Origin of the sequence: Bradyrhizobium sp. CB3481, from assembly GCF_029714305.1 — a bacterium.
Classification (GTDB): Bacteria; Pseudomonadota; Alphaproteobacteria; order Rhizobiales; family Xanthobacteraceae; genus Bradyrhizobium.
In genome coordinates this window covers 2,507,246-2,530,999 of the sequence record NZ_CP121647.1, presented here as the reverse complement: position 1 = coordinate 2,530,999, position 23,754 = coordinate 2,507,246, and the positions used below count along the sequence as shown (strand labels likewise).

General features: G+C 63.1%; 19 protein-coding genes. 9 read left to right on the top strand and 10 right to left on the bottom strand.

Features of this window, described 5'->3' with window-relative positions:
- Positions 1 to 24: 24 nt before the first annotated feature.
- The 4 genes from QA643_RS12125 to rfaD form a co-directional block, all read right to left on the bottom strand.
- On the bottom strand, positions 25 to 1,293 hold the full coding sequence (locus tag QA643_RS12125; RefSeq protein ID WP_283034784.1) for an O-antigen ligase family protein: 1,269 nt from the start codon (positions 1,291 to 1,293) through the stop codon (positions 25 to 27).
- A 47-nt stretch (positions 1,294 to 1,340) separates the two neighbouring features.
- Positions 1,341 to 2,558: an O-antigen ligase family protein gene (locus QA643_RS12120; RefSeq protein ID WP_283034783.1), complete on the bottom strand. Its 1,218-nt coding sequence runs from the start codon at positions 2,556 to 2,558 to the stop codon at positions 1,341 to 1,343.
- A 65-nt stretch (positions 2,559 to 2,623) separates the two neighbouring features.
- Positions 2,624 to 4,096 carry a D-glycero-beta-D-manno-heptose-7-phosphate kinase gene (gene rfaE1 / locus QA643_RS12115; RefSeq protein ID WP_283033389.1) on the bottom strand — a complete coding sequence of 491 codons (1,473 nt, stop codon included), beginning with the start codon at positions 4,094 to 4,096 and terminating at the stop codon, positions 2,624 to 2,626.
- 18 nt (positions 4,097 to 4,114) lie between these two features.
- Positions 4,115 to 5,095 (bottom strand): ADP-glyceromanno-heptose 6-epimerase, encoded by a 981-nt coding sequence (rfaD, locus tag QA643_RS12110; protein WP_283034782.1) that lies wholly within the window; start codon positions 5,093 to 5,095, stop codon positions 4,115 to 4,117.
- 162 nt (positions 5,096 to 5,257) lie between these two features.
- Between rfaD and waaF the strand changes: the two genes are divergently transcribed.
- The 3 genes from waaF to QA643_RS12095 all read left to right on the top strand — a co-directional run bounded on the left by waaF (position 5,258) and on the right by QA643_RS12095 (position 8,807).
- On the top strand, positions 5,258 to 6,322 hold the full coding sequence (waaF, locus tag QA643_RS12105; protein WP_283033388.1) for a lipopolysaccharide heptosyltransferase II: 1,065 nt from the start codon (positions 5,258 to 5,260) through the stop codon (positions 6,320 to 6,322).
- Positions 6,323 to 6,409: 87 nt separating this feature from the next.
- Positions 6,410 to 7,846 (top strand): MBOAT family O-acyltransferase, encoded by a 1,437-nt coding sequence (locus QA643_RS12100; protein WP_283033387.1) that lies wholly within the window; start codon positions 6,410 to 6,412, stop codon positions 7,844 to 7,846.
- Entirely contained in the window at positions 7,821 to 8,807 is a 987-nt protein-coding gene (locus tag QA643_RS12095; protein ID WP_283033386.1) for a hypothetical protein, read from the top strand. The genes QA643_RS12100 and QA643_RS12095 overlap by 26 nt, the downstream gene beginning before the upstream one ends.
- Before the next feature lie 6 nt (positions 8,808 to 8,813).
- On the opposite strand, the gene QA643_RS12090 is transcribed toward QA643_RS12095, so the two are convergent.
- Complete coding sequence (locus tag QA643_RS12090) at positions 8,814 to 9,872, bottom strand: glycosyltransferase family 4 protein (protein WP_283033385.1); 1,059 nt, start codon at positions 9,870 to 9,872, stop codon at positions 8,814 to 8,816.
- A gap of 117 nt (positions 9,873 to 9,989) precedes the next feature.
- Between QA643_RS12090 and galE the strand changes: the two genes are divergently transcribed.
- From galE to QA643_RS12065, 5 genes are all read left to right on the top strand, one after another.
- A complete protein-coding gene (gene galE, locus QA643_RS12085) occupies positions 9,990 to 11,003 on the top strand; it encodes a UDP-glucose 4-epimerase GalE (protein ID WP_283033384.1) in 1,014 nt (337 codons plus the stop codon).
- Between the two features lie 104 nt (positions 11,004 to 11,107).
- Positions 11,108 to 12,916, top strand: a complete 1,809-nt coding sequence (locus QA643_RS12080) for an ABC transporter ATP-binding protein (RefSeq protein ID WP_283033383.1) — start codon at positions 11,108 to 11,110, stop codon at positions 12,914 to 12,916.
- A 47-nt stretch (positions 12,917 to 12,963) separates the two neighbouring features.
- On the top strand, positions 12,964 to 13,665 hold the full coding sequence (locus tag QA643_RS12075; protein WP_283033382.1) for a fumarylacetoacetate hydrolase family protein: 702 nt from the start codon (positions 12,964 to 12,966) through the stop codon (positions 13,663 to 13,665).
- Positions 13,666 to 13,948: 283 nt separating this feature from the next.
- Complete coding sequence (locus QA643_RS12070) at positions 13,949 to 14,266, top strand: EthD family reductase (protein WP_283033381.1); 318 nt, start codon at positions 13,949 to 13,951, stop codon at positions 14,264 to 14,266.
- Between the two features lie 85 nt (positions 14,267 to 14,351).
- Positions 14,352 to 14,753 carry an ACT domain-containing protein gene (locus QA643_RS12065; protein WP_283033380.1) on the top strand — a complete coding sequence of 134 codons (402 nt, stop codon included), beginning with the start codon at positions 14,352 to 14,354 and terminating at the stop codon, positions 14,751 to 14,753.
- A gap of 877 nt (positions 14,754 to 15,630) precedes the next feature.
- Here QA643_RS12065 and QA643_RS12060 read toward each other — a convergent pair.
- From QA643_RS12060 to QA643_RS12040, 5 genes are all read right to left on the bottom strand, one after another.
- A complete protein-coding gene (locus QA643_RS12060; RefSeq protein ID WP_199805542.1) occupies positions 15,631 to 15,783 on the bottom strand; it encodes a hypothetical protein in 153 nt (50 codons plus the stop codon).
- A 154-nt stretch (positions 15,784 to 15,937) separates the two neighbouring features.
- On the bottom strand, positions 15,938 to 17,404 hold the full coding sequence (locus tag QA643_RS12055) for an NAD(P)/FAD-dependent oxidoreductase (RefSeq protein ID WP_283033379.1): 1,467 nt from the start codon (positions 17,402 to 17,404) through the stop codon (positions 15,938 to 15,940).
- Between the two features lie 226 nt (positions 17,405 to 17,630).
- Complete coding sequence (gene ahcY, locus QA643_RS12050) at positions 17,631 to 19,058, bottom strand: adenosylhomocysteinase (protein ID WP_283033378.1); 1,428 nt, start codon at positions 19,056 to 19,058, stop codon at positions 17,631 to 17,633.
- A 126-nt stretch (positions 19,059 to 19,184) separates the two neighbouring features.
- Positions 19,185 to 20,381 (bottom strand): methionine adenosyltransferase, encoded by a 1,197-nt coding sequence (gene metK / locus QA643_RS12045; RefSeq protein WP_283033377.1) that lies wholly within the window; start codon positions 20,379 to 20,381, stop codon positions 19,185 to 19,187.
- 57 nt (positions 20,382 to 20,438) lie between these two features.
- Positions 20,439 to 21,791 carry a hypothetical protein gene (locus QA643_RS12040; protein ID WP_283034781.1) on the bottom strand — a complete coding sequence of 451 codons (1,353 nt, stop codon included), beginning with the start codon at positions 21,789 to 21,791 and terminating at the stop codon, positions 20,439 to 20,441.
- Positions 21,792 to 21,981: 190 nt separating this feature from the next.
- On the opposite strand from QA643_RS12040, the gene QA643_RS12035 reads away from it, so the two are divergent.
- Positions 21,982 to 23,739: a caspase family protein gene (locus tag QA643_RS12035; RefSeq protein ID WP_283033376.1), complete on the top strand. Its 1,758-nt coding sequence runs from the start codon at positions 21,982 to 21,984 to the stop codon at positions 23,737 to 23,739.
- Positions 23,740 to 23,754: the final 15 nt, after the last annotated feature.

Below are 23,754 nucleotides of genomic sequence, written 5' to 3'. Positions count from 1 at the left end.
TATCTGCGCCGTGCATGCCAGCGATCATCGCGCGGCCATACCTGAAGAATCCGTGCGCCGGGCGCCCGCGCGCAGCACCATGCCGCCGGCTACCCCGACGCCCAGCACATACATCCAGCCTTCATGAAAATCGAACAAATGCGAGTTGAACAGCGAACTGAAGATGTTCTGCAGCACCACCATCAATCCGATCCAGGCCGCCAGCCCCTCGCCGCGAAACAGCGAGAAATGTGCAAACCACATCGTATAGAGAATGACGACCCCCACCATGCCCCACTGCACCGCGACGTTGAGGGTCTGGTTGTGCGGGTTCCCGATCACCTGCCCCTGCGCCGATCCCGCAGGCCCGGTTGCGGCTGCCTCGAACAACCCCCGCGTCGATCCCGTACCATGCCCGATGATCGGCGCCTCGGCGAAGAACCGCAACGACTTCTCCCAGAATTCGAGCCGCAGCCCGATCGATGTCGGCTCGTTGAGTTCCTTGTAGAGCCGGTAGTCCCGCGTAAACCTTTCCGTAGTCGCCTGCAGATGCGGCGATGCCGTCCACGCCAGCGCGCCGAGCGCGATGGCGGCAACGGACAGCAGCACGTTGGCTTTCCATCTCAGATGCGCCATCGCGAACACGACCAGCATGACGGGCAGCGTGACCAGCGCCGTGCGCGACACGACGACGAACGCCATGTTGACGATGAAGTTGACCGCGACCGCCATCAGAAGCAGTGCCTGACGGATCTTGCCGTCACGCAGCGAAATGATGATGGGAAGTGCCAGCACGACCGTGCACAACACGAATTCCTGGCTTTGGTCGATATAGTTCTTGGTGAAGATGCCATACGTCGCGGGATCGCCGAGCCCCTTCATCGAAAGGCTGGGTTCGATCGCGACGATCCAGGAGGCGACCGTCATCAGCGTGCAGGACGCTAGGAATGCGATGAATACCCACAGGCCGCGTGTCGACCGTTCGAAATGATAGAGCAGGAACGGCAGAAAAAGCAGCTTGGTCGCAGGGCTGACGGCGTAGAGGCGCGAGCCCCAGGATGTGTCGGACCACAGCGTACCGATCGCGGCGAGCGCAACCAGCGCGATCGGCAGCACATTGATCGGCCGCCGCAACGAATTCAGGAACGGGCGCAGTTCCAGCGTCGCGGCCAGCGCCGCGAGCCACACCAGCATGCCGATGCCGACGCCGCTGGTCGACCACGGCAGCAGCGCTGCGACCAGCACCGCCATCAGATCGACATTCAGCATGCGCGCGAACGGGTCGTGCCGGGCCGAAGCCATGACCGACAGCATCTCGCCGATCGAGTTGATCTTCTCACGGCGCTGGTAGTCCGCGCCCATCACGATCCTGCCCGCCGCTCGCCCGTGCCGCGTTGCCTTTCCGCGAGCATCATGCCGCCGGCAATACCGACGCCCAGCACATACATCCAACCCTCGTGGAAATCGAAAATGTGCGAATTGAGGAGCGAGGTAAAGATGTTCTGCACCACGACCAGCAATCCGATCCAGGCCACGAGACCTTCGCCGCGAAACAGCCGCAGATGCGCAAACCACATCGCATACAGCAGGACTACTCCGGCGATGCCCCACTGAACCGCAACCGCAAGCGTCTGGTTATGGGGGTTGCGGATGACCTGGGCCGTTACGTCCTGGCTCCCCCCGCTCGCGGCCTTCTGAAATAGGCCGAGCGTCGAGCCCGTCCCGTTGCCAATGACCGGTGCAGCGGCGATAAACTGGAGCGACTTCCGCCAATATTCCAGCCTCAGCCCCACGGAAGAAGCCACGTTCTGCTGCTTGTAGACCTGATACTCGCTGACGATGGAAGCCGCCCTCTGCTGCAGTTGCGGCGAGACGAGAAACGCCAATCCTGTGAGAACGACCAATCCGCAAGCGATGATCAGGCTGGTTCGCCATTTCAGGTGAAGCAGCGCGAACACCGCGATCATCACCGGAATTGTGACCATCGCGGTCCGCGAAACAACCACAAAGGACATGTTGACGAGAAAGAGAAGCGAGAGCGCGACCAGAAGCATCGCCAACCAGAGCCTCTTCGCCTGTATCAAGCGGATGATCGGATAGGCCAGCGCCACCGCGCACAGCGCGAATTCCTGGCTTTGGTCGATATAGTTCTTGACGAAAATGCCGGGCGCCCGCTCGGCAGGCGGCTTCAGCGAAAGACTGGGATCGATCAGGACGATCCAGGACACCACCATTAGCAACGTGCACGAAACCAGGAACGCGATGAACACCCACATTCCGCGTTTCGATCGGGCGAAATGATAGAACAGGCCGGGCAGTACCAGCAACTTCAGCATGGGGCCGACGGACCAAAGCCGCGCGCTCCAAGCCGCGTCCGACCATAGCGTGCCGACGGCGGCGAGAGCAGCGAAAGCGAGCGGCAGATAGCAGATCGGCTGTTGCAACAGTCGCCAGAACGCCCGCCAGTCCGTCACCCACGCCACGGCGCCGAGCCAGCACGGCACGAAGATACTTGGCAAGGTCGTCGACCACGGCAGCGTCAGTACGGCGAGAATCGCGAAGACGTCCGCGATCGTCATCCACGTCGCCTGGTCGCGCCAATACCGCCGTATCCACGGCTGGGATATCGGCATCGCATTCACGCTCACGTCTTGCCTCCCCGCGCGCGGCCCACCAGCGACGTCGTGCTGTGGCCGGGCAGAATATCGACCAGCACGACCTCGCCGCCGGCAGCCTCGACGATCTCGTGGCCGACGACCTGCTCGCGGGTGTAGTCGCCGCCCTTGACCAGCACGCTCGGCCTCACCTTCGTGATCAGTTCGATCGGCGTGTCTTCCTCGAAGATCGCGACCAGATCCACCGCCTCCAGCGCCGCCAGCACTTCGGCGCGCGCGCTCTCGTCCTGAACCGGACGCCCCTCGCCCTTCAAGCGCTTCACCGAGGCATCGCTATTGAGCCCGACGATCAGGCGGTCGCAGGCACCGCGCGCCGCGGTCAACACCTTGACGTGGCCGGGATGCAGAATGTCGAAGCAGCCGTTGGTGAAGCCGATGCGCAATCCCTGCTTGCGCCAATCGGAAAGATGCGCATCGAGATCACCGCCGACAGGCACGATCTTCTCCTCGGCCGCGAGCGAGGCATGCGGCAGAATTTTCCGCCGCAGCTCCGTCGGCGTCACGGTCGCGGTGCCCTTCTTGCCGACGGCGACAGCCGCTGCCGCGTTCGCCATCCGCAGCGCGGTCTCCCAATCGGCATCGGCCGCCAGCGTCAGCGCCAGCGCTGCGGCGACCGTGTCACCGGCGCCCGAGACGTCGCGCACCTTCACCGGGAGCGCCGGCACGTGGATCGCGTCGCCGCCGCGCTTAACCAGCGTCATGCCGTGCTCGCTCTGCGTCACCAGCATGGCCTCGCAATCGGCGAGGACCATCGCGTCCTGCGCGGCGCCAGCAATGTTCTGGTCATTGTCGGCGCGGCTGCGGGTGGCCTCCGCAAACTCCTTACGGTTCGGAGTGAGCAGCGTGGCGCCTCGATAGATCGCGAAATTGGCGCTCTTGGGATCGACGATCACGCGCTTGCCGAGCTTCTTCGCCGCATCGATGATGTTGCGGATGACACGCGCGGTCAGCACGCCCTTGGCATAGTCGGACAGCAGCACGATGTCGGCGCGCGGCAGATGCGGCAGCACGGCGTCGATCAGCCGCTGCTCGGTCTCGGGCGATGCCGGCGCCGCGAGTTCCCAATCGGCGCGCAGCATGTGGGTGGAAAAATGCTCGGAGACGAAGCGTACCTTGCGCGTCGTGGGCCGGGCGGGATCCGAAACCAGCACCGCCTCGATCCGCTTCTCCTGAGCCAAATCGCGCCTCAGTTTGGCGCCCGCCTCGTCCTCGCCGACCAGGCCGGCAAAGATGCAGCGCCCACCGAGCGAGGCGATGTTGCGGGCGACATTGCCGGCGCCGCCGACATTGCTCTCGCTGCGCTGGACGGCGATCACAGGTGCCGGCGCTTCCGGCGAAACCCGCGATACCTCACCATAGACGAACTCGTCGAGCATGAGATCGCCGACGCAGAGCACGGTCTGACGGGCAATCGCCTGGCTGAGGGCCTCGAAATCGAACATCTGTCTAACCGTTGCCCGTCAGCGAAAGCGATCGCTGCGATTGAGGAAATTCTTCACGTAGGTCTCGACTGCGTCTTCGAGCGCGGTAAAGCCGCCATTATAGCCCGCCTGCCGGAGGCGCTCGACCTTGCTCTCGGTGAAATATTGGTAAGCGCCGCGGATCTGCTCGGGCATGTCGACATATTCGATGTTCGGCGGCAGGCCGAGCGCCGTGTAAGCCGACAAGATCAGGTCCTTGAAGCTGCGTGCCTTGCCGGTGCCGACATTGAAGAGACCACTGACCGATGGCGTGGCGAGCAGCCACATAGTCACGCGCACGACGTCGTCGACATAGATAAAGTCGCGACGTTGATCGCCGTCGGCGATCCCTTCTCGATGCGACTTGAACAATTGCACGACGCGCCCGGCCTTGATGTCGTCGAAGCGGCGCGCCAGCACGCTCATCATCGTGCCCTTGTGATACTCGTTGGGGCCGAACACATTGAAGAATTTCAGGCCCACGCATTGCGGCGGCAGCCTCTCGCCGCGCGCAGCGCGCTCGGCGACGGCCAAATCGAACAAGTTCTTGCTCCAGCCGTAGAGGTTCATCGGCCTGAGTTGCTTCAGCGCCGCGACTGAGCCGTCGTCGTCAAAGCCCCGCTCGCCGTCGCCATAGGTCGCGGCCGACGACGCGTAGATCAGCGGCGTAGCGGTCGCGGTGCACCAATCGAGCAGCCGCAGCGGCGTCTTGAAATTGGCTTCCATGACGAGATCGCCATCGGTCGCGGTGGTCGAAGAGATCGCACCGAGATGGATGACGGCATCGAGCCGGCGGCCTTGCAGCCATCCGATCAACTCGGCTGGCGGCACGAAGTCGGCGAGTTGGCGCTTGGACAAGTTCCGCCACTTGCCGTCAGACCCAAGGATATCGCAGACCGCAACGTCACTGCGGCCGGCGTCATTCAACGCAGCCACGACGTTCGACCCGATAAAACCGGCGCCCCCGGTCACCAGTAGCATGCCATCCTCTGCCATGATTGCTCGGCAAAGCTTTGCCCCACTCCCGCGCGGCAGGCAACTTCACCGCTTCGGCGAATCGATGACCCATCGAGTGCCTTTACCTGCCGGCGCGGAGCGGTTACCGACGGGGCCGCAATTGCTTAGCGGCAAGCCAACAAAGATATGAATTCAAATTCACACAATGGGATCAAAATGGAAGATAGCGCCGACACCCGGCCTATCCTGATTGTTCCCTATATGTGGATTGGCGATTTCGTCCGCGGCCATACCGTGGTGCGGGTCCTGAAGGAGCGCTGGCCGAATCGCCCGGTCGACCTCCTGGTCACCCCCCTCTGCGCACCGCTGGTCGATTATATGCCCGGTGTCCGGGCGGGCATCGTCTTCGACCTGCCCCGCAGCCGGCTGGCGCTGACCAAACAACGCGGTCTCGCCCACGAACTGCACGCGCGCAACTATGGAACCGCCCTGGTCCTGCCCCGCACCTGGAAGGCGGCGATTGCACCCGCACTGGCCGGGATCCCCGAGCGCGTCGGCTTTTTTGGCGAGGCACGAGTCGGGCTCATTAACCGGATGCGCTGGGGCGAAAAGACCCTGCCCCGCTTCATCGACAAGAACGCCGCGCTGGCGCTGCCCGACGGCGCGCCGCTGCCGCCGGAATGGCCGGTGCCGCAGCTTGCCGTGCCGCCGGAACAGACCGCCCGCTGGCGGCAGGAAAACGGGCTCGGCACGGCCCCGGCCGTGGCGCTCGGCCCCGGCTCGGTCGGCGCCTCGAAGCGCTGGACCTATTATCCACAGGCCGCCCGGCTCCTGATCGAGCGCGGCATCGACGTCTGGGTGGTCGGCGGCCCCGGCGAAAAGACGCTGGCGCAGGAGATCATCACTGCCACCGGCGGCAAGGCCCGCGATCTCACCGGCACTGACCTGCGCAACGGTATCCTGGCGATGGCGGCGGCCGGCGTCGCGATCTCGAACGATTCCGGCCTGATGCACATCGCGGCGGCGATCGGCACGCCCACCATGGGCATATTCGGCCCAACCAGCCCCTATCTCTGGGCGCCGCTGAACGGCCTTGCCGCCACAGTCCTTCAAACCAAGACGGAGCTATCCTGCCAGCCGTGCCAACGCACCACGTGCACGATGAACGATCACCGCTGCATGCGCGATATCGATCCCTCTTACGTGGTCGATGTGGCGCATCGCCTGCTGGTGGCCGGGCGCGCGCCTTGACGCAAAAGTTGAGAGCCGCAACAATCTTCGCGGCCTCGATGCGTCGGTCTCCGGCGTGATGACCCAGGACCCGCTGGCCACAAAGCAATGCTGTTCTCCAGTTACACCTTCCTTCTGTTCCTGCCGCTCGCCATCGCGGCGCTCGCGGTGGCCACCCGGTTCGGCCAGCGCACGCTGCTTGTAACCCTTTTGGCGCTCTCTCTGCTGTTCTACGGCTGGTTTCGCGCCGACTACATCCTGATCCTGATCGTTTCGGCCGCCGTCAATTTCTATCTCGCTGCACTCATCGAGCGGACCGCCCGCCCTTCGGTGTTCTGGTTCGGCGTCGTCTTCAACGTCGCACTTCTCGCCATCTTCAAATATGCCGACTTCCTCGTCTGGAACTTCGATATCGTTTTTCGTCAGCAATTCGCGCTACCGAACATCGTTCTTCCGCTTGCGTTGTCGTTCATCACGTTCGAGCAGATTTCATTCCTGTCGGATGTTCGCTCCAAGAAAGCCCACAAGGGCGACTTCCTGCGCTACCTGGTTTTCGTAACCTTTTTCCCGAAGCTGATCGCAGGTCCGATCATACGGTTTCGCGAGATGGCGCCGCAGCTCGCGCAGGCCGGGGTGCGCTACAAGGAGCAAATCTTCACCGGCCTGTGCATCTTTTGCTTCGCCTTGTTCAAGAAAGTTGTCATAGCGGACAACCTCGCTTTGGTCGTCGACCCAACCGTCGTTCGGCTGCAGGACGGCCTTGTGAGGCCGCTGGATGCGATCGCGGCGCTATTGGCCTATAGCGGACAGATCTATTTCGATTTCTCGGCATATTCGGAGATGGCATTGGGCGTGGCATGGATGCTCGGCGTTCAATTGCCGGTCAATTTCAACTCGCCCTATAAAGCCACCTCGATCATCGAGTTCTGGCGGCGCTGGCATATTACCCTGTCATCGTTCCTCAGGGACTACATCTACTTTCCGCTCGGAGGCGGTCGCCTCGGCGCCCGCCGGACCGCGGCAAATCTCTTGATCGTGATGTTGATCGGCGGCCTTTGGCACGGCGCCGCCTGGACCTTTGTGGCATGGGGATTCGTCCACGGCGTTGCATTGGTGGCGAACCATCAAGTCAGGCAATTACCAATCGTCCAGCGCCTCGATGAGCACCGGGCATTTGGTTTCGGCGCGTGGGCCCTATCAATGACCATCGTTCTCATCGCCTGGGCGCTGTTCAGATCACCCGACTTCGCAACATCAGGACGATGGCTGCTCTCGATTGTGGCCAATGCCGACAACATAGCTGCGACCACGGGTCCGCCGGATCATTGGCTGGTTGTCGTCGCAACGCTCTGGGCGCTGCTGCTGCCCAACCTTCCAGGGATTTTCCGCGTTGCAGCCGACCGCGACGCGATCGACTGGACTGCGCCGCCGGGCATACCACTGCCGCCCGTCTGGGTATCCTCGGCGGCGGCGATTGCCCTCCTGGCCTCTCTGATCGGAATGGCGCGGAATCAGCCAAATGCATTCATCTACTTCCAGTTTTAGCCTCCGGCTTGCCGCCTTCCTCGGCACGATCCTTGTCGCGGCATGCCTGCTGGAGATCTATTGCAGGACCTCCAAGCGCTTCGACAACGAACAGACCATCACGATCCGGGCGATTGCCGCGGACCGTTCGCGAAATGCCGTCTTTGGCGATTCGCACGTCGGTTTCGCGCCGATGATCGAAGGTTACGGATTCTTTGGGCTGGCCGGGCAGCAGCCCCACGAGCTTCTCAACCTGGTGCACTTCCTTTTCGACGACAGGCAACCGGGCAAGGTCATCATCGAGGCCGCGCCGCAATGGGTCGGCGAATACCACAAGGGGCGGCAGCCGCTGCTCACCTCCGCGAACCTGCGGCCGCCGATCAGCGTGTTCGGCATTCGCGTGCTGTCCGTGACGCCGCTATATTCCGGCTCGCTGTTCAAATTTTTGATCGCGGACATGGTGTCGCTGACCGCTTTCATCTCGCCGTCAAAGGCGCAGCAGCCCTCGATCAATACGTCGCAGGTTGGCCAGTATGCGAGGGAATGGTCGCGCAAGCGCGAAGCCGGTGGAGAGGCCTTCAACTGGGCGCAAATCGAGCCGGACAAGCGCGAGGTTCTGACGACGGCACGACTGTATGAACAGAATCCGACCAGCGACTTCGAATCCTCGAACGCCCTGCGCGACTATGTTGCCGCGATACGCTTCCTGCGGGAGCGTGGCGCCCAGGTTTGCCTGTTCAGAACGCCGGTCACCGCAGATTACGTGAGACTGGGCCGCGCCATGCCCGAGGGACGCTTCGATGCATTCGACCGATGGATGAGCGGGTTTGCCGGCGCCGAGCGCATCCGCCTTGTCGATTTCCGGCAGCTACCACTCGATTTCGACGACACCAAGTTCCTGAATCAGGACCACGTGACTGTCGCGCACGCCAGGACAATGTGGCCGCTCGTCGACAAGGCATGCTTCGACGGTACGTACTAAGACGGCTCAATCCAGCGTGCGATAGACCGCGGCGATCGCATTCGCTTCCGCTTCCAGGCTGAACTTTTCCACGACGCGCGTCCGTGCCCGCTCACCCATGGCATTCGCCGATGCCGGATCGCGCATCAGGGGCTCCAGCGCGGCGACCAGCGCGGCGGCATCGCCTGGTGGGATCAATAGGCCGGTCACGCCATCCTCGACCACGAATTCGGCGGCCCCGGCGCGCGCCGCAACCAGCGCCGCGCCGGCCGCCATCGCCTCGATCAGCGTCAACCCAAAGCCTTCGTTGCGCGAAGTAAAGGCGTAGATCGTCAGCCGCTGATACCAGCGCTGCACTTCCCCGATCTCGAGCTCGCCGGTGATGACGATGCGCGATTGCAAGCCGGCGGCCTCGATCTTTTGCTTCAGGGCATTCGCAAATCCCTGCTGCTCCGCCACGACCGCGCCGACGATGACGGCGGTAAAATCCGGGTATCGCGGCAACAGCTGGCACATCGCCTCGACGAAGACGTCCGTCCCCTTTTGCGCACGCACCCGTCCGAAGCAGCCGATCGCGTAACGTCCCGGCAGCCCCGATTCCGCAAACGCCGTGGCGCGATCGGCCGGCGGCGCGTAGCGTGCCGTGTCGACGCCGTGCATCACCACCGTCGCCTCGCGCTGCAGAAAGGACGCCGACAATTCGGAGGTGGCGATCACGGCATCCATCTGCCGGATCAGCCAGCGCGTCAGCCGCTTGTGATGACGCTGCGCCGCCGACGTGAACACCAGCCTCAAGGGCCAGCCGAGCGCGCGCAGCAGGATGCCCGCGATCATCTCGTCATTGCGCCGGGCATGCCAGATCAGGGGCTCGCGGCGGCGCCATAGCTTCAGCAGATCCGCAAGATCCATCCGCCCGATGCCGTCAGGCGCATGCGGCCCGAGCCATGCCGCGCGGTACATCCGGGCGAGTTTCGGCGCCACCATCCGGTTGGTCGCGGTGACGCCGGAATAGCGCCGGTGCAGATTCGGCACGATCAGCTGCAAATCGCTGGCCAGATTGTCGTCGATCGGCACTATCAGCTCCATTTCGGCCAGTTCCTATACGCAACATTAAGCATAGTGGCCAGTTCACCGGCGCCGAAACCCCCTCTTCACCGCGAGCCCCCTAGCATCGTCCCCAAATAAGAACGGGAGAGGTGTGCCATGACCGTGCTCGTCACAGGTGGCGCCGGTTATATTGGAAGTCATACGGTTCATGCGCTGGTGGACGCCGGCGAAAGCGTCGTCGTGATCGACAATCTGTCGACCGGATTTTCCTCGCTGTTGCCCCGCACCGTTCCGTTGTTCATCGGCGATGCCGGTGACGAAAACCTCGTCGAGAACGTGATCGCGCAGCACCGCGTCGAGAGCATCATTCATTTCGCGGGCTCCGTGGTGGTACCGGATTCGATGCGCGATCCGCTGGGCTATTACCGCAACAACACCATGACCACCCGCAGCCTGCTGAATGCGGCAGTGAAGGCCGGCATCAACAGCTTCATCTTCTCGTCGACGGCGGCCGTCTACGGCAATCCCGACCAGGTGCCGGTGCCGGAATATGCGCCGACGCGGCCGATGTCGCCATACGGCTCCTCCAAGCTGATGACCGAGATCATGCTGCATGACACAGCCAGCGCGCATGACATGAAGTATGTCGTGTTGCGCTATTTCAACGTCGCCGGCGCCGACCCGGAAGGCCGCTGCGGCCTCTCGACCGTCGGCGCGACGCATCTGCTCAAGATCGCGGTCGAGGCCGCCACCGGCCAGCGCGCCAAGGTCGACGTCTACGGCACGGACTATCCGACGCCGGACGGAAGCTGTATCCGCGACTTCATCCATGTCAGCGATCTCGCCGACGCCCATCGCGCCGCTCTGACATACCTCCGTGACGGCGGCGGCTCGATCACGCTGAACTGCGGCTACGGCCGCGGCTATTCGGTTAAAGAGACCATCGAGGCGGTGCGCCGCGTCTCCATGCGCAATTTCGCGGTTTCCTATGCGCCGCGCCGCCCCGGCGACATCATGACCATGGTCGCCGATACCAGCCGCATCCGCTCGGTGCTGGACTGGACGCCGCACTACGACAACCTGGAGACCATTGCCGGCCACGCGCTGACCTGGGAGAAGCGGCTGTTCTCAGAGCGCGGCGGCCATCCGCAGCAGGCGGAATCGGCCTGAAATCAGGCGCTTATTTGGCTTGAAAAACCCCGCTTTAGCAGGCAAGGAGGCATCGCACGAGCCCTGACGCGCCGGGCTATCCAGGCGCCGTCAATGGAACGCGGATGACCGAACTTCCAAAGAAAATCACGGACGACCCCTATGGCGCGGCGATCCTGATTCGGCGCCTATTCGCCGAACAGGGGCTCGCCTATTGGCGGCGCTATCTGCTCGCCTTTTCGCTGATGGGCATTGCGGCGGCGACCACCGCCGGTTCCGCCTACCTGCTCGGCGAGGTCATCAACAAGGCCTATGTCGACAAGGATGTGCGCGGGATCGCGCTGCTGTCGCTGGTCACCATCGTCATCTTCACGATCAAGGGCGCGGCGACCTACGGGCATACCGTGATCCTTTCGCAGATCGGCAATGCGATCCTCGCCAACAACCAGCGGGCACTGTTCGCCAAGCTGATGAGCGAAAATATCGCGTTCTTCTCCGAGCGGCATTCCTCGGAATTCCTGGCGCGGCTGACCGCAGGCGCGACCGCGGTGACGCAGGTGCTCAATCTCCTGATCAATGCCATTGGCCGCGATTTGCTGTCGCTGATCGCGCTGGTCATCGTCATGGTGATGACCGATCCCCTGATGGCGCTGCTCGGCTTTGCGGTGGCGCCGCCCGCGATGATCGTGCTGCGCAAGCTCGTGAAGCGCATCAAGGGCCTTGCGCACAACCAGTTCTCCGGCACCGCCGATATCATGGAGACGATGCAGGAATCGCTGCAGGGCATCCGTACCGTGAAAGCCTTTACGCTCGAACAGGCGATGCGCGAGCGGATCGACGCCAGCATCGCTGCGGTCGAGCGCAACGCCAACAAGATGGCGCGGGTTTCCAACCGCTCAAGCCCCTTGATGGAAACCCTCGGCGGCTTTGCGATCGCCGGCGGCCTGATGTATGGCGGCTACCGCGTGGTCGCGATGGGCGCTCCGCCCGGCCAGTTCTTTTCGTTCCTGACCGCGTTCCTGCTGGCCTATGAGCCTGCCAAGCGGCTGGCCCGGCTGAACATCGAGCTCAACAGCAACCTGATCGGCGCGCGCAAGCTGCTCGAAATCGTCGACAGCCCGCCGAGCGAGCCCGACGACAGCAGCAAGCCGCCCTTGAAGCTCACTGACGCCCGGGTCGAGTTCCGCGACGTCACCTTCGGCTACCGGCCGAGTGAGCCGGTGCTCAATCGCATGAATTTTGTCGCCGAGCCCGGCAAGACCACGGCGCTGGTCGGCCCATCCGGCGGCGGAAAATCCACCGTGCTCGCGCTCCTGCTGCGGCTCTACGAAGTGGGCCAGGGCGACATCCAGATCGACGGCCAAAACATATCGAGCGTGTCGCGGCGGTCGCTGCGCCGGCAGAGCGGCTATGTCGGGCAGGACGTCTACCTGTTCCGCGACACGATCGGCGCCAACATCGCCTTCGGCAAGGAGGACGCCACCCAGGATGAGATCGTCGCAGCCGCGAAAGCGGCCTGCGCGCATGATTTCATTATGGGCTTTCCGCTCGGCTACGACACCCCCGTCGGCGAGCATGGCACGCAGCTTTCCGGCGGCCAGCGCCAGCGCATCGCGGTGGCGCGGGCGCTGATCCGCAACGCGCCGATCATCCTGCTCGATGAAGCGACCGCGGCGCTGGATTCGGAATCGGAAAAGGCGGTGCAGGAGGCGATCGACCATCTCTGCCAGAACCGCACCACCATCGTGATCGCCCACCGCCTGCACACCATCATGCACGCCGACGCGATCCTGGTGGTCGAAGGCGGCGAGATCGTCGAGCGCGGCCAGCACGACGATTTGCTGCGCCGCGGCGGCCGCTACGCCTCGTTCTTCCGTCTGCAGCAGCGCGATGCAGGTCACCCCAGTCTGGCGCCGGTCAGCGCAACCGCGTAAAAGGCAAACCGCCGGCTTTCCCGTTGTAACCACCTGAGACGATTTTCATGAACGCAGCTTCCTACGTCATACCAGCTCCTCCGCAAGCCTCGCTTCCCGTCGTCGGCGAAACCGGCGTCTATCCGGTCCGCCGGATCTGGTGTGTCGGGCGCAACTATCTCGAGCACATCCGCGAGATGGGCAATGACGAGCGCGCCCCGCCGTTCTTCTTCGCCAAGCATGCCGACATGCTGGTGCCCGATGGCGCCACGATCCCCTATCCGCCGCTGACCAAGGACCTGCATCACGAGGTCGAGCTGATCGTCGCAATGAAGAGCGGCGGCCTCAACATTCCGACCGAGAAGGCGCTCGACCATGTCTACGGCTACGCCGTCGGCATCGACCTCACCCGCCGCGACCTGCAGATCGCCTCGCGCAAGAAGGAGCGTCCGTGGGAAATCGGCAAGTCGTTCGACTACTCCGCGCCCTGCTCGGCGATCCAGCCGGCGTCCAAGATCGGCCACCCCACCAAGGGCAAGATCTGGCTGACCGTGAACGGCAAGGAAGCGCAAAAGGGCGACCTCACCGAACTGATCTGGAACGTGCCTGAAATCATCTGGCAGCTCTCGCAGCAGGTAAAACTCGCCGCCGGCGACATCATCATGACGGGCACGCCCGCGGGCGTGTCCCAGCTCCAACCCGGCGACAAGCTCGAATGCGGCGTCGACGGCGTCGGCACGCTGAAGGTGAATATCGGCGCGGCGGAATAGCGATCGGCGCAACGCGCATCACGCGAGAAGCCCCGGAAATGATCCGGGGCTTTTTGTTACGCCGTAGGATGGGTAGAGCGCAGCGAAACCCATCATCCGCCGCGTGCTCCGGAATTGATGGGTTTCGCTTCGCTCTACCCATCCTACGGCACTGCATCCGGGCTCATGCACCGCAATCGATCGCGGCGCGTCCACCATATGCCGGTTGCAAGATCCGCAAAACTGCCGCAGATTTTGGTTATTGCCGGAGAATAACGGCGAACATCAGATCGGAGGAACGTCCATGATCAAGGTCAGCGTAATGTATCCCAACACACCGGGCGGACGCTTCGATCACGACTATTATCGCGACAAGCATATGCCGCTGGTGAAGGCGCGCATGGGCGACGCCTGCAAATACTACACCATCGATAAGGGCCTCGCCGGCGGGGCCCCCGGCGCTCCTGCCACCTATGTCGGCATGTGCCACATCTTCTGCGACTCGATCGAGGCGTTCCAGACCGGCTTCGGACCGCACGCCAAGGAGATCATGGCCGACATCCCGAACTATACCGACCAGTCCCCGGTGATCCAGATCAGCGAAGTCGTCGTCGGCCATTAGCTCAGTCGGCGGGCTCGAAATGGTCGGCGGGTTAGCGAAAGCGTAACCCGCCGATTTCGTGCGCGGGCCCCGAAAGATACAGATCATGTCGGGCGAACGCGATCTCGCAAAATTGCTGCAGAATATGAAGCCCGAGATGCACGAAGACGTCTTCGTGTTCTGCAGCGTTTCGAGCGACGAAAGGATTCCCCCACCCCTCAGCCCGGTGCACATCTTCCGCGAACGCGAAGGAATAAGCTTCGTGGTGCAGCGTGAGGAAGCCGAGAGCGCCGCGCTCCCCTATCAGTTTGCATCGCGGCTGATCACGCTGACCGTTCATTCCTCACTTGGGGCGGTCGGCTTTCTGGCAACAGTCACCGCTCGCCTGGCGGAGGCCGGCATCGGCGTGAATGCGGTATCGGCCTTTCATCACGACCATTTGTTCGTGCCGGAGCACAGAGCCGATGAGGCTCTGCAGCTGCTACAGAATATGTCGAAGCTGTCGTAGCTGCTGTAGCACAGATCGATCACCGAGCACGCGGCCAGATGGTTGGCACGGCGTCCGCGGAGTGATTTGCTTTTTGCGAGACATTTCACGCAGCAGCCGCGGCCAAATGGCACGACGGGCAAATCACTTCTGATCTTCGGAAGTCAGGTCAAATAGTCCGCTTCCGTTCCGACCCAAATCAGCGGGAATAACTCCGTCTATGTCACCGCGGGATGAGGGGTGTTGGCCATCGTCACCGACGCGCGGTGAGATGCGATGGACGCCGAGGTCATGACGGACGAGTATGGCTGAGGCATACGGTGAAGTCGTGTGGTTCTGGCGCCGCGGCACTGGCGTTACTCACAAGGCGCGAAAGCATCTTGCGGGTGACGGAGGCAAAGAGCCGTTCTCCGGGAAGAGCACGAAGTAAGCCGTAAAGCCATTGCGCAGGGAAGGCCGGGATGCTCCTGCCGAACCTGTATGCTCGTGTGCATCTTTTGTTATGCGCAACCGCACACGAGATCGCGGGTACGACGCGCACCCGGTCTTCCCTGCGCTCTCAGAATTCGATGAGGGCGGGAAGTTTCAGCAAACCTCGTGCAATCCATGTCGCGAGAATGCCGCCTCACATTCACCTGTCATCGTCCGGCTTGACCGGACGACCCAGTATTCCAGAGACGTCAATGATTCAACGGATAAGCCGCGGCGTACTGGATCCCCGCCGTCGCGGGGATGACAGTCGATTTTGGGTCGCTATCGCCGTCATTGCGAGCCAACGGGTCGCGCGAACGCGCGCCCGATGACAGGCCCCGCGAAGCAATCCATTGTCACCTCTTACACGGAAAGATGGATTGCTTCGCTTCGCTTCGCTCGCAATGACGGAAAGCGCTGGAAAGCCTCACCCCCGCAGCGCCTGCAGGCCCTTGAACGTGAGGCGCTTGGGATCGCGGACGCCGGCGAGATAGCATTTGCGGACGAAGGCGGCCGCCGCCTCCCGGTCGCAATCGGTCAGCGCCACGATGGCGTCGATGGCAATGCGCTGGGCGTCCATGGGCTTCCTCGTGCTGTCAGGGGCCGCAAGTCGTGCAGCGTAGCGGCACGCCGGTTAATCCGGCGTTAACCCTGAGGGCACCTTGGACGATTCGAAGAGGCTTACGTATACGCGAAATGACGCATGAAGCGCGCGGACGCGGTGTCGCGAGCCGTCACGAATACTGCATCACGCCGTCATCGACTTTGCCGTAGCGAAGCGTGACGATGTCGAGCGCATAGTTCTGGTACAGCCGCCACGGCCGCTTCGAGCCCTGCTTGGGCAGTTTCGCGATCGAGCGCTGCACGTAGCCGGACGAGAAATCGAGCGAGGGCAGTTCCGTCACCTCAGGATCGACATTATGCGGCATGCACTGCTTGTAGCCGTTCCGGTCCATGTAGTTGATGAGACGACAGACATACTCGCAGGTCAGATCGCATTTCAGCGTCCAGGACGCATTGGTGTAGCCAAACGCCGAGGCCATGTTCGGAATGTCCGAATACATCATGCCCTTGTAGTTCAGCGTCCGCGCGAAATCGATGGTGCGGCCGTCGACGCTGACCTCAAGGCCGCCAACCACCTGCAGCACGAGCCCGGTCGCAGTGACGATGATGTCGGCCTCGAGCTCGCTGCCATCCTTCAGCCTGATGCCGCGTTTAGTGAAGGTGTCGATCTCATTGGTGACGACTGAAGCGCGCTTGTCGCGGATCGACTTGAAGAGATCGCCGTCCGGTACCAGGCAGAGCCGCTGCTCCCACGGATTGTAACGCGGCGTGAAATGTTTAGCCACGTCGTATTCCGGTCCCAGCGCCATCTTGACGCCGCCGAGGATCAGCTGCTTGGCGCGTTCCGGCTTGCGGCGGCAGAGCTGGAAGAAATACATGCCGAACAGCACGTTGCGCCAGCGGATCAGGTGATAGGCGAGCTTTGCGGAAAGATTTTTGCGCAGCTTGTTGGCCAGCGCGTCTTCCGCCGGCCGCGCCACCACATAGGTCGGCGAGCGCTGCAGCATGGTGACGTGCGCCGCGGTCTTGGCCATCTCCGGCACCAGCGTCACCGCTGTTGCGCCAGAGCCGATCACCACCACGCGCTTGCCCGCATAGTCGAGATTCTCAGGCCATTTCTGCGGATGCACGATCTGCCCGGCGAAATCCGCCGTGCCGGAAAATTCCGGCGTGTAGCCTTCCTCGTATTTGTAATAACCCGAGCACATGAAGAGGAAATTGCAGGTAAAGCGTACCGTCTCGGTCGCGCCCTCGCCGACGATGCGCTCGGCTTCCACCGTCCAGCGCGAATCCGGCGACGACCAGGATGCGCGTTTGACGCGATGGCGGAAGCGGATGTGCTTGTCGATGCCGTTCTCGGTCGCGGTCTGCCGCACATAGTTCAGGATGCGCGGCCCGTCGGCGATTGCCTTTGGCTCTGTCCAGGGGCGGAACGAATAGCCAAGCGTGTACATGTCGCTGTCGGAGCGGATGCCGGGATAGCGAAACAGATCCCAGGTGCCGCCGATGCAGTCGCGTCCCTCGAGGATCACATAGCTCTTGCCGGGACACTTCTCCTGCAGGTGATAGCCCGCGCCGATGCCGGAAAGTCCGGCGCCGACGATGAGGACGTCGAAATGCTCTGCCGTATCGATCATGGCGCTCTCCCTGCTTCAGATGTAATGGGCAGCAGGCAGAAATTGCAACTCGCATTGTGAGCTTGCTGTCGCGATACATCCTGTATTGAAATAGCGGAAAGCGGCGCCTCCGTCGCGAAAGCGCGGGTTATTCCGCCGGCCAGCAAAAAGCCCCGGATCGCTCCGGGGCTTCTTGAGGCTCTGTTGTCTGCTTCAGGGCATCGTCTGCACCGCAGACGGCGCGCAATCAGTAGCGGTAGTGATCCGACTTGTACGGACCTTCCTGCTTGACGCCGATATAATCGGCCTGGTCCTTGCGAAGTTCGGTCAGCTTGACGCCGATCTTGGCGAGATGCAGGCGCGCGACCTTCTCGTCCAGCGTCTTCGGCAGCACGTAGACCTTCTTCTCGTATTTGCCGTTCTTGTTGTTGGCGAACAATTCGATCTGCGCCAGCGTCTGGTTGGTGAACGAGGCCGACATCACGAAGGACGGATGGCCCATGGCGTTGCCGAGATTCACCAAGCGGCCTTCCGAGAGCAAGATGATACGGTGCTTGTCGGGGAATTCGATCTCGTCGACCTGCGGCTTGATGTTGGTCCACTTCAGGTTACGTAGGCCCGCGATCTGGATCTCATTGTCGAAGTGGCCGATGTTGCAGACGATGGCGCGATCCTTCATCGCACGCATGTGGTCGATGGTGATGATGTCCTTGTTGCCGGTCGCGGTGACGAAGATGTCGGCGCGCGGCGCGGCGTCTTCCATGGTCACGACCTCATAGCCTTCCATCGCCGCCTGCAGCGCGCAGATCGGATCGACTTCGGAGACCATGACGCGGCACCCGGCCTGGCGCAGCGAGGCGGCCGAGCCCTTGCCGACGTCACCGAAGCCGGCGACCATCGCGATCTTGCCGGACATCATGACGTCGGTGCCGCGGCGGATGCCGTCGACCAGCGACTCGCGGCAGCCATAGAGGTTGTCGAATTTCGACTTGGTGACGCTGTCGTTGACGTTGATCGCCGGGAACAGCAGCGTGCCCTTGTTCGCCATCTCGTAGAGGCGATGCACGCCCGTGGTGGTCTCCTCCGAGACGCCCTTGATGTTCTTGGCGATCTCCGCGAAGTAGCCCTTCGGCTTCTCCTTCAACAGGCGCTTGACCAACGCATAGAAGATTTCCTCTTCCTCCGACGTCGGCTTGTCGAGGAAGGCGGTGTCGCCCTGCTCAGCGCGGTAGCCGGCATGCACCAGCATGGTGGCGTCGCCGCCATCGTCGAGGATCATGTTGGGCGTGCCGCCGCCGTGCCAGTCGAACAGCTTTGCGGTGTAGTCCCAATATTCGGCGAGCGTTTCGCCCTTTACGGCGAACACCGGAATGCCGGCAGCCGCGATCGCGGCGGCGGCGTGGTCCTGCGTCGAATAGATGTTGCACGAGACCCAGCGGATGTCGGCGCCGAGCGCGGCCAGCGTCTCGATCAGGACCGCGGTCTGGATCGTCATGTGCAGGGAGCCGGCGATGCGCGCGCCCTTCAAGGGTTGTTTGGGGCCGTATTCCTCGCGCGTCGCCATCAGGCCGGGCATTTCGGTCTCGGCCAGCGAGATCTCCTTGCGGCCGAAATCGGCGAGCGAAATGTCCTTGACGATGTAGTCGGTGAAGCCGGGCTTGGTCGGGGCGTTCATGAGAGCTTCCTGCTTTCTAGCTCGTCATTCCGGGGCGCCTCGAAGAGGCGAACCCGGAATCTCGAAATGATGGATAAGGATTCCGGGTTCGCTCGCTGTCGCGAGCGCCCCGGAATGACGCAAAAGTCAGACCGCGCGCTTGAGCGGTTCGACGAGATCGGTCTTCTCCCAGGAGAAGCCGCCTTCATTGTCCGGCGTGCGGCCGAAATGGCCGTAGGCCGAGGTGCGCGCGTAGATCGGACGGTTGAGATCGAGATGGGTGCGGATGCCACGCGGGGTGAGGTCCATCGCCTGCGCGACGGCCTTCTCGAGCTTATCCTCCGGAACCTTACCGGTGCCGTGGGTATCGATATAGATCGACAGCGGACGCGCCACGCCAATCGCGTAGGCAAGCTGCAGCGTGCAGCGGTCGGCGAGACCGGCCGCGACGACATTCTTGGCGACATAGCGTGCGGCATAGGCCGCGGAACGGTCGACCTTGGTCGGGTCCTTGCCGGAGAACGCGCCGCCACCATGCGGCGCCGCGCCACCATAGGTATCGACGATGATCTTGCGGCCGGTCAGGCCAGTGTCACCATCGGGACCGCCGATGTAGAACTTGCCGGTCGGATTGATGTGCCAGATGGTCTTGCCGTTGATCCATTCCTTCGGCAGCGCCTCGCGCACATAAGGCTCGACGATGTCACGAATCTGATTGGAGGTGAGGTCCTCGACCAAATGCTGGTGCGAGACCACGATCTCGCGCACGCCGACGGGCTTGCCGTTCTCGTACTGCACGGTGACCTGGCTCTTGGAGTCCGGACCGAGCACCTTCTCGCGGCCGGAGTGACGCGCCTCCGAAATCAAACGCAGGATCTTGTGGGCGTAGAAGATCGGCGCCGGCATCAGGTCGGGCGTCTCGTTGGTGGCGTAGCCGAACATGATGCCCTGGTCGCCCGCACCCTCTTCCTTGTTCTCGCCCGGCTGCAGCGCATCGACGCCCTGCGCGATGTCCGCAGACTGCGGATGCAGCAGGATCTCGATGTCGGCTTTCTCCCAGTGGAAGCCCTCCTGCTCGTATCCGATATCCTTGATCGCCTCGCGAACCACGCTCTCGATCTGATCATTGGTCACCGAGCTCGGACCGCGGGTTTCGCCGGCGATCACGACCTTGTTGGTGGTGGCGAGCGTCTCGCAGGCCGCGCGGATCTGCCAGGGATCGATTCCGGCCTTCGGCCCTTCCCGGTAGAACAGGTCGACGATCTCATCCGAGATACGATCGCAAACTTTGTCCGGATGTCCCTCGGAAACCGACTCGCTGGTGAAAAGATAAGACGCGCGCATCAACAACCCCTTGTTCCCGCCGGCTGCCGGCGGCTGTGTGTGATCTATCCCGGAATGTCAGTCGCGACGCCGCGAAATGACGTAGGATTCGTCGTAAAACCAAAGCCCATTATGCTTGCGCAGAACCTCTCGCGTGGCATCGAGGGCCCGGCTGTTTTCTGTCATTTCCGTCAACCGGTCGTCTTCGATCTGGGCGACATACACTGCCGCATTCCACGCTGCAAAAGCCGTCGAGGTTCCGATCGAGCCGGTTACCTCGTTGGGCAGCGCTTCCATATCATAACGGAAGATGGAACGGTTATCGGCGTAGGCATTAAAGTTAAGGTCGCGCCCGGCCGATCCGAGCTCGTATTTCACGGCGCGCAATAGCTCATGGCGGCTCACGGCGAAAGGATTTTCTCCCGGCCAGACCGCCTGGATGATTTCGAGGCCCGGATCGTGGCCGTGGGAGTGAATCCCGATCAAGCGGCCCCCTGCCCGCAGACTGCGGGCCAGCGGCGCAATGATCCGCTTGGCGCGGAAATTCACAGAGGATTTGGCCCGATAGGGCTGGGAAGCGATCACGAGGTCGAAATTGGCTTCCGTCCGGCCTGCCCGGGGGATGATCGAATCAAGCAGGAACCGGTGGTCCTCGCGGTACACCACCAGGGCAACCGGGCGCTCATAGATCGGCATGCCCGATTTGGGGCTGATATTGGCCCGCCAGTTCTGCTCCAAAAACGGCCCCAATTCGGCGATCTGGGTCTCGAATTCCCCTGAAGAGGCCCCCCGTAGCGCGACCTCATGCCAGATCATACCGGCCGCCGCGGCCGGCGAGGCAGGCGTCAGCCAAGGCGCCTCGGCATAATGCATGTTGGTCAGGACGACGACGGTCGCCGGATGCTCGAACAGCCGGTCCGGCACCTTGTCGAGCGTCAGGCGGACGTCCTCCAGGCTGAGCTCCTTGCCGGCGATATAGAACGGCATGTGCGGAAAGCGGCCGTGCATCGAGCGCATCACCCGCGCCAGCACCGTGCCGTCGCCGACGCCGGCATCGAACACCCGCAGCGCCGGCGGGCGCGGATGCAGGCTGGACAGTTCCAGCCCGACCCGCTCCGCAATCACCCGCTTTTCGCTGCAGGTGTGGACGAACAGCAGGTACTTCTGCCGGTTCTCGAAAAAGCGGAAATTACCCCGCGGATCGCGCTTTTCCGGCGGCACTTCCAGGCCGCGCGGCGGCGGCAGCGCGCCGGTGGACGCCGCGATATAGGCATTGATGCGGTCGAGCGTATCGACGGTGATGCGCTTGCCCTCGCGCAGGCGGTGCACGAGCTTGCCGTCGTTGACCACCCGGCGGCCAAACGTCGTCTCCGCCATATCGGAATGGCGGCAGAAGTCGGTGATCTGGCTGAGGATCTGGTCGTTCTTCATCGTGGCGGGATTTTGGGAAGTGTTGGTGGGCAGCGCCGGGTGACGAGATCGTCCTACCACGCCCTGCCCACCAAAGAAACCCCCTACTGTCGGTCGCCGGCACACCTGGCCGGCCGGCCTTGAACCCCCATTCCGCAGGCGGCAACAAAGCAGTATCCGCTAGCTTGCGACAGCCAATCATGGGGACCTGATGCGCCGCGCAATCCCGATCCTTGCCCTGCTTGCCGCCGCGCTGTGGCCGGCTCCTTCTCCCGCTCAATCGCGCAGTCAGCTTGGGCCGCTCTGCACCACCGACACCACGCCGGCCGATCAGCAGATCGACGCCTGCAACAAGATCATCGCGCTGAAGGTGTTTTCCAGCGAGAAGCTCGCGACGATCTATTTCTGGCGCGCGGTCGGCTGGAACAAGAAGGGCAACTACGCGCAGGTGATTGCGGATGCCAGCGAGGCGATCCGCCTGCACGCCAGCGTCGCCGCCTACAATCTGCGCGGCTCCGCCTACTACGATAAAGGCGAGGACGATATCGCGATTGCGGATTTCAACGACGCGCTGCGCATGGGGCCGCCGAGCGGCATTCTCTATCACAACCGCGGCAATGCCTGGCGCAGTAAAGGCGAATTCGCCAAGGCGGTTGCCGACTACGATCAATCGATCAAGCTTGGCCCGCCATCCGCATTCTCCTTTCAGAACCGCGGCATATCGAAACAGGCGCTCGGCGACCTCGACGGCGCGCTGGCCGACATCAACGAGGCAATCCGGCTCGACCCGCAATTGCCGCAGCCGCTCGCCAACCGCTCGGTGATCTGGCGTGCGAAGGGAGATCTCGATCGCGCCATCGCCGACGCGTCAGAGGCGATCCGGCTCGCGAAAGCAAAAGCACCAACCAACATCATGACCCCGCCGGGCAGCGTGCTGATCTCGGCCCACGGCCAGCGCGCCCTCGCCTATGAGGCCAAAGGCGATCTCATCCGCGCCAGGCAGGATTACGCGGCGGTACTCGAAGGCAAGGCCTCCGACGCCGGCAGCAAGGCCAACCAGGCGACTGCAAAAGTCCGCCTGTCGCTGTTGTCGGGGGCGATCGCGCCTGCCCCTCCGCGAATGGCAAAGGAGGCGGTCGCTGCGCCGGCCCCAGCCCCCGCCCAGAGCGGCGCAACGCCGGCCGCGCCGGCGGGTGCAGCGAGCCCGCCTCCGCCGCCCGCCGCGGAGCAGCGCCCGCGCGCCAAGACCGGCCGGCGCGTGGCGCTGGTGATCGGCAACAGCGCCTATGCCTATGTCAAGCCGCTGCCCAATCCGACCAACGATGCGCGCGCGATGGCCAAGAGCCTGCGCGAGATCGGCTTCGTGGTGACTGAAGGCACCGACCTCGACCGCACCGGCATGCAGGCGACGATCCGCGATTTCCTGCGCGACGCGGTGCGGGCGCAGGTGACGGTCGTCTATTACGCCGGCCATGGCGTGCAAATCGAGGGCCGTAATTACCTGGTGCCGATCGACATCCAGCTTCGCCCCGGCAGCGGCGTCACCGAGGCGATGATGGACATGGATACGATCATGGCCGGCCTCGACGATCAGGTCCGCACCAACATCCTGATCCTCGATGCCTGTCGTAACAATCCGATGGCGCCAAAAGTGGCGTCCGCCGGGCCTGCCCGCGATATCGAGGTAGGCTCGGGGCTGGCCGCCCCCTCAACGCTCGGCGCCGGCGCAACGCGCGGCGCGGGCACCCTGATCGCCTTTGCCACGGCGCCCGGACAGGTCGCACTCGACGGCGAAGGCGCCAACAGCCCGTTCTCGGCCGCGCTGTCGCGCCACATAGGCACGCCCGGACTTGAGGTGCAGCAGATGCTGACGCGCGTCCGCGCCGAAGTCGTCGCCGCGACCAAGGGCAAGCAGGTGCCGTGGTCGAACTCGTCGTTGTTGGGCGAGGTGTATCTGGCGGAAAAATAAGGGCACTTGCACCAC

Coding starts and splice junctions, on each gene's coding strand:
- QA643_RS12125 (WP_283034784.1), bottom strand. CDS start 1,293: ATGCTGTCGGTCATGGCTTCGGCCCGGCACGACCCGTTCGCGCGCATG.
- QA643_RS12120 (WP_283034783.1), bottom strand. CDS start 2,558: ATGACGATCGCGGACGTCTTCGCGATTCTCGCCGTACTGACGCTGCCG.
- rfaE1 (WP_283033389.1), bottom strand. CDS start 4,096: ATGTTCGATTTCGAGGCCCTCAGCCAGGCGATTGCCCGTCAGACCGTG.
- rfaD (WP_283034782.1), bottom strand. CDS start 5,095: ATGCTACTGGTGACCGGGGGCGCCGGTTTTATCGGGTCGAACGTCGTG.
- waaF (WP_283033388.1), top strand. CDS start 5,258: ATGAATTCAAATTCACACAATGGGATCAAAATGGAAGATAGCGCCGAC.
- QA643_RS12100 (WP_283033387.1), top strand. CDS start 6,410: ATGCTGTTCTCCAGTTACACCTTCCTTCTGTTCCTGCCGCTCGCCATC.
- QA643_RS12095 (WP_283033386.1), top strand. CDS start 7,821: ATGCATTCATCTACTTCCAGTTTTAGCCTCCGGCTTGCCGCCTTCCTC.
- QA643_RS12090 (WP_283033385.1), bottom strand. CDS start 9,872: ATGGAGCTGATAGTGCCGATCGACGACAATCTGGCCAGCGATTTGCAG.
- galE (WP_283033384.1), top strand. CDS start 9,990: ATGACCGTGCTCGTCACAGGTGGCGCCGGTTATATTGGAAGTCATACG.
- QA643_RS12080 (WP_283033383.1), top strand. CDS start 11,108: ATGACCGAACTTCCAAAGAAAATCACGGACGACCCCTATGGCGCGGCG.
- QA643_RS12075 (WP_283033382.1), top strand. CDS start 12,964: ATGAACGCAGCTTCCTACGTCATACCAGCTCCTCCGCAAGCCTCGCTT.
- QA643_RS12070 (WP_283033381.1), top strand. CDS start 13,949: ATGATCAAGGTCAGCGTAATGTATCCCAACACACCGGGCGGACGCTTC.
- QA643_RS12065 (WP_283033380.1), top strand. CDS start 14,352: ATGTCGGGCGAACGCGATCTCGCAAAATTGCTGCAGAATATGAAGCCC.
- QA643_RS12060 (WP_199805542.1), bottom strand. CDS start 15,783: ATGGACGCCCAGCGCATTGCCATCGACGCCATCGTGGCGCTGACCGAT.
- QA643_RS12055 (WP_283033379.1), bottom strand. CDS start 17,404: ATGATCGATACGGCAGAGCATTTCGACGTCCTCATCGTCGGCGCCGGA.
- ahcY (WP_283033378.1), bottom strand. CDS start 19,058: ATGAACGCCCCGACCAAGCCCGGCTTCACCGACTACATCGTCAAGGAC.
- metK (WP_283033377.1), bottom strand. CDS start 20,381: ATGCGCGCGTCTTATCTTTTCACCAGCGAGTCGGTTTCCGAGGGACAT.
- QA643_RS12040 (WP_283034781.1), bottom strand. CDS start 21,791: ATGAAGAACGACCAGATCCTCAGCCAGATCACCGACTTCTGCCGCCAT.
- QA643_RS12035 (WP_283033376.1), top strand. CDS start 21,982: ATGCGCCGCGCAATCCCGATCCTTGCCCTGCTTGCCGCCGCGCTGTGG.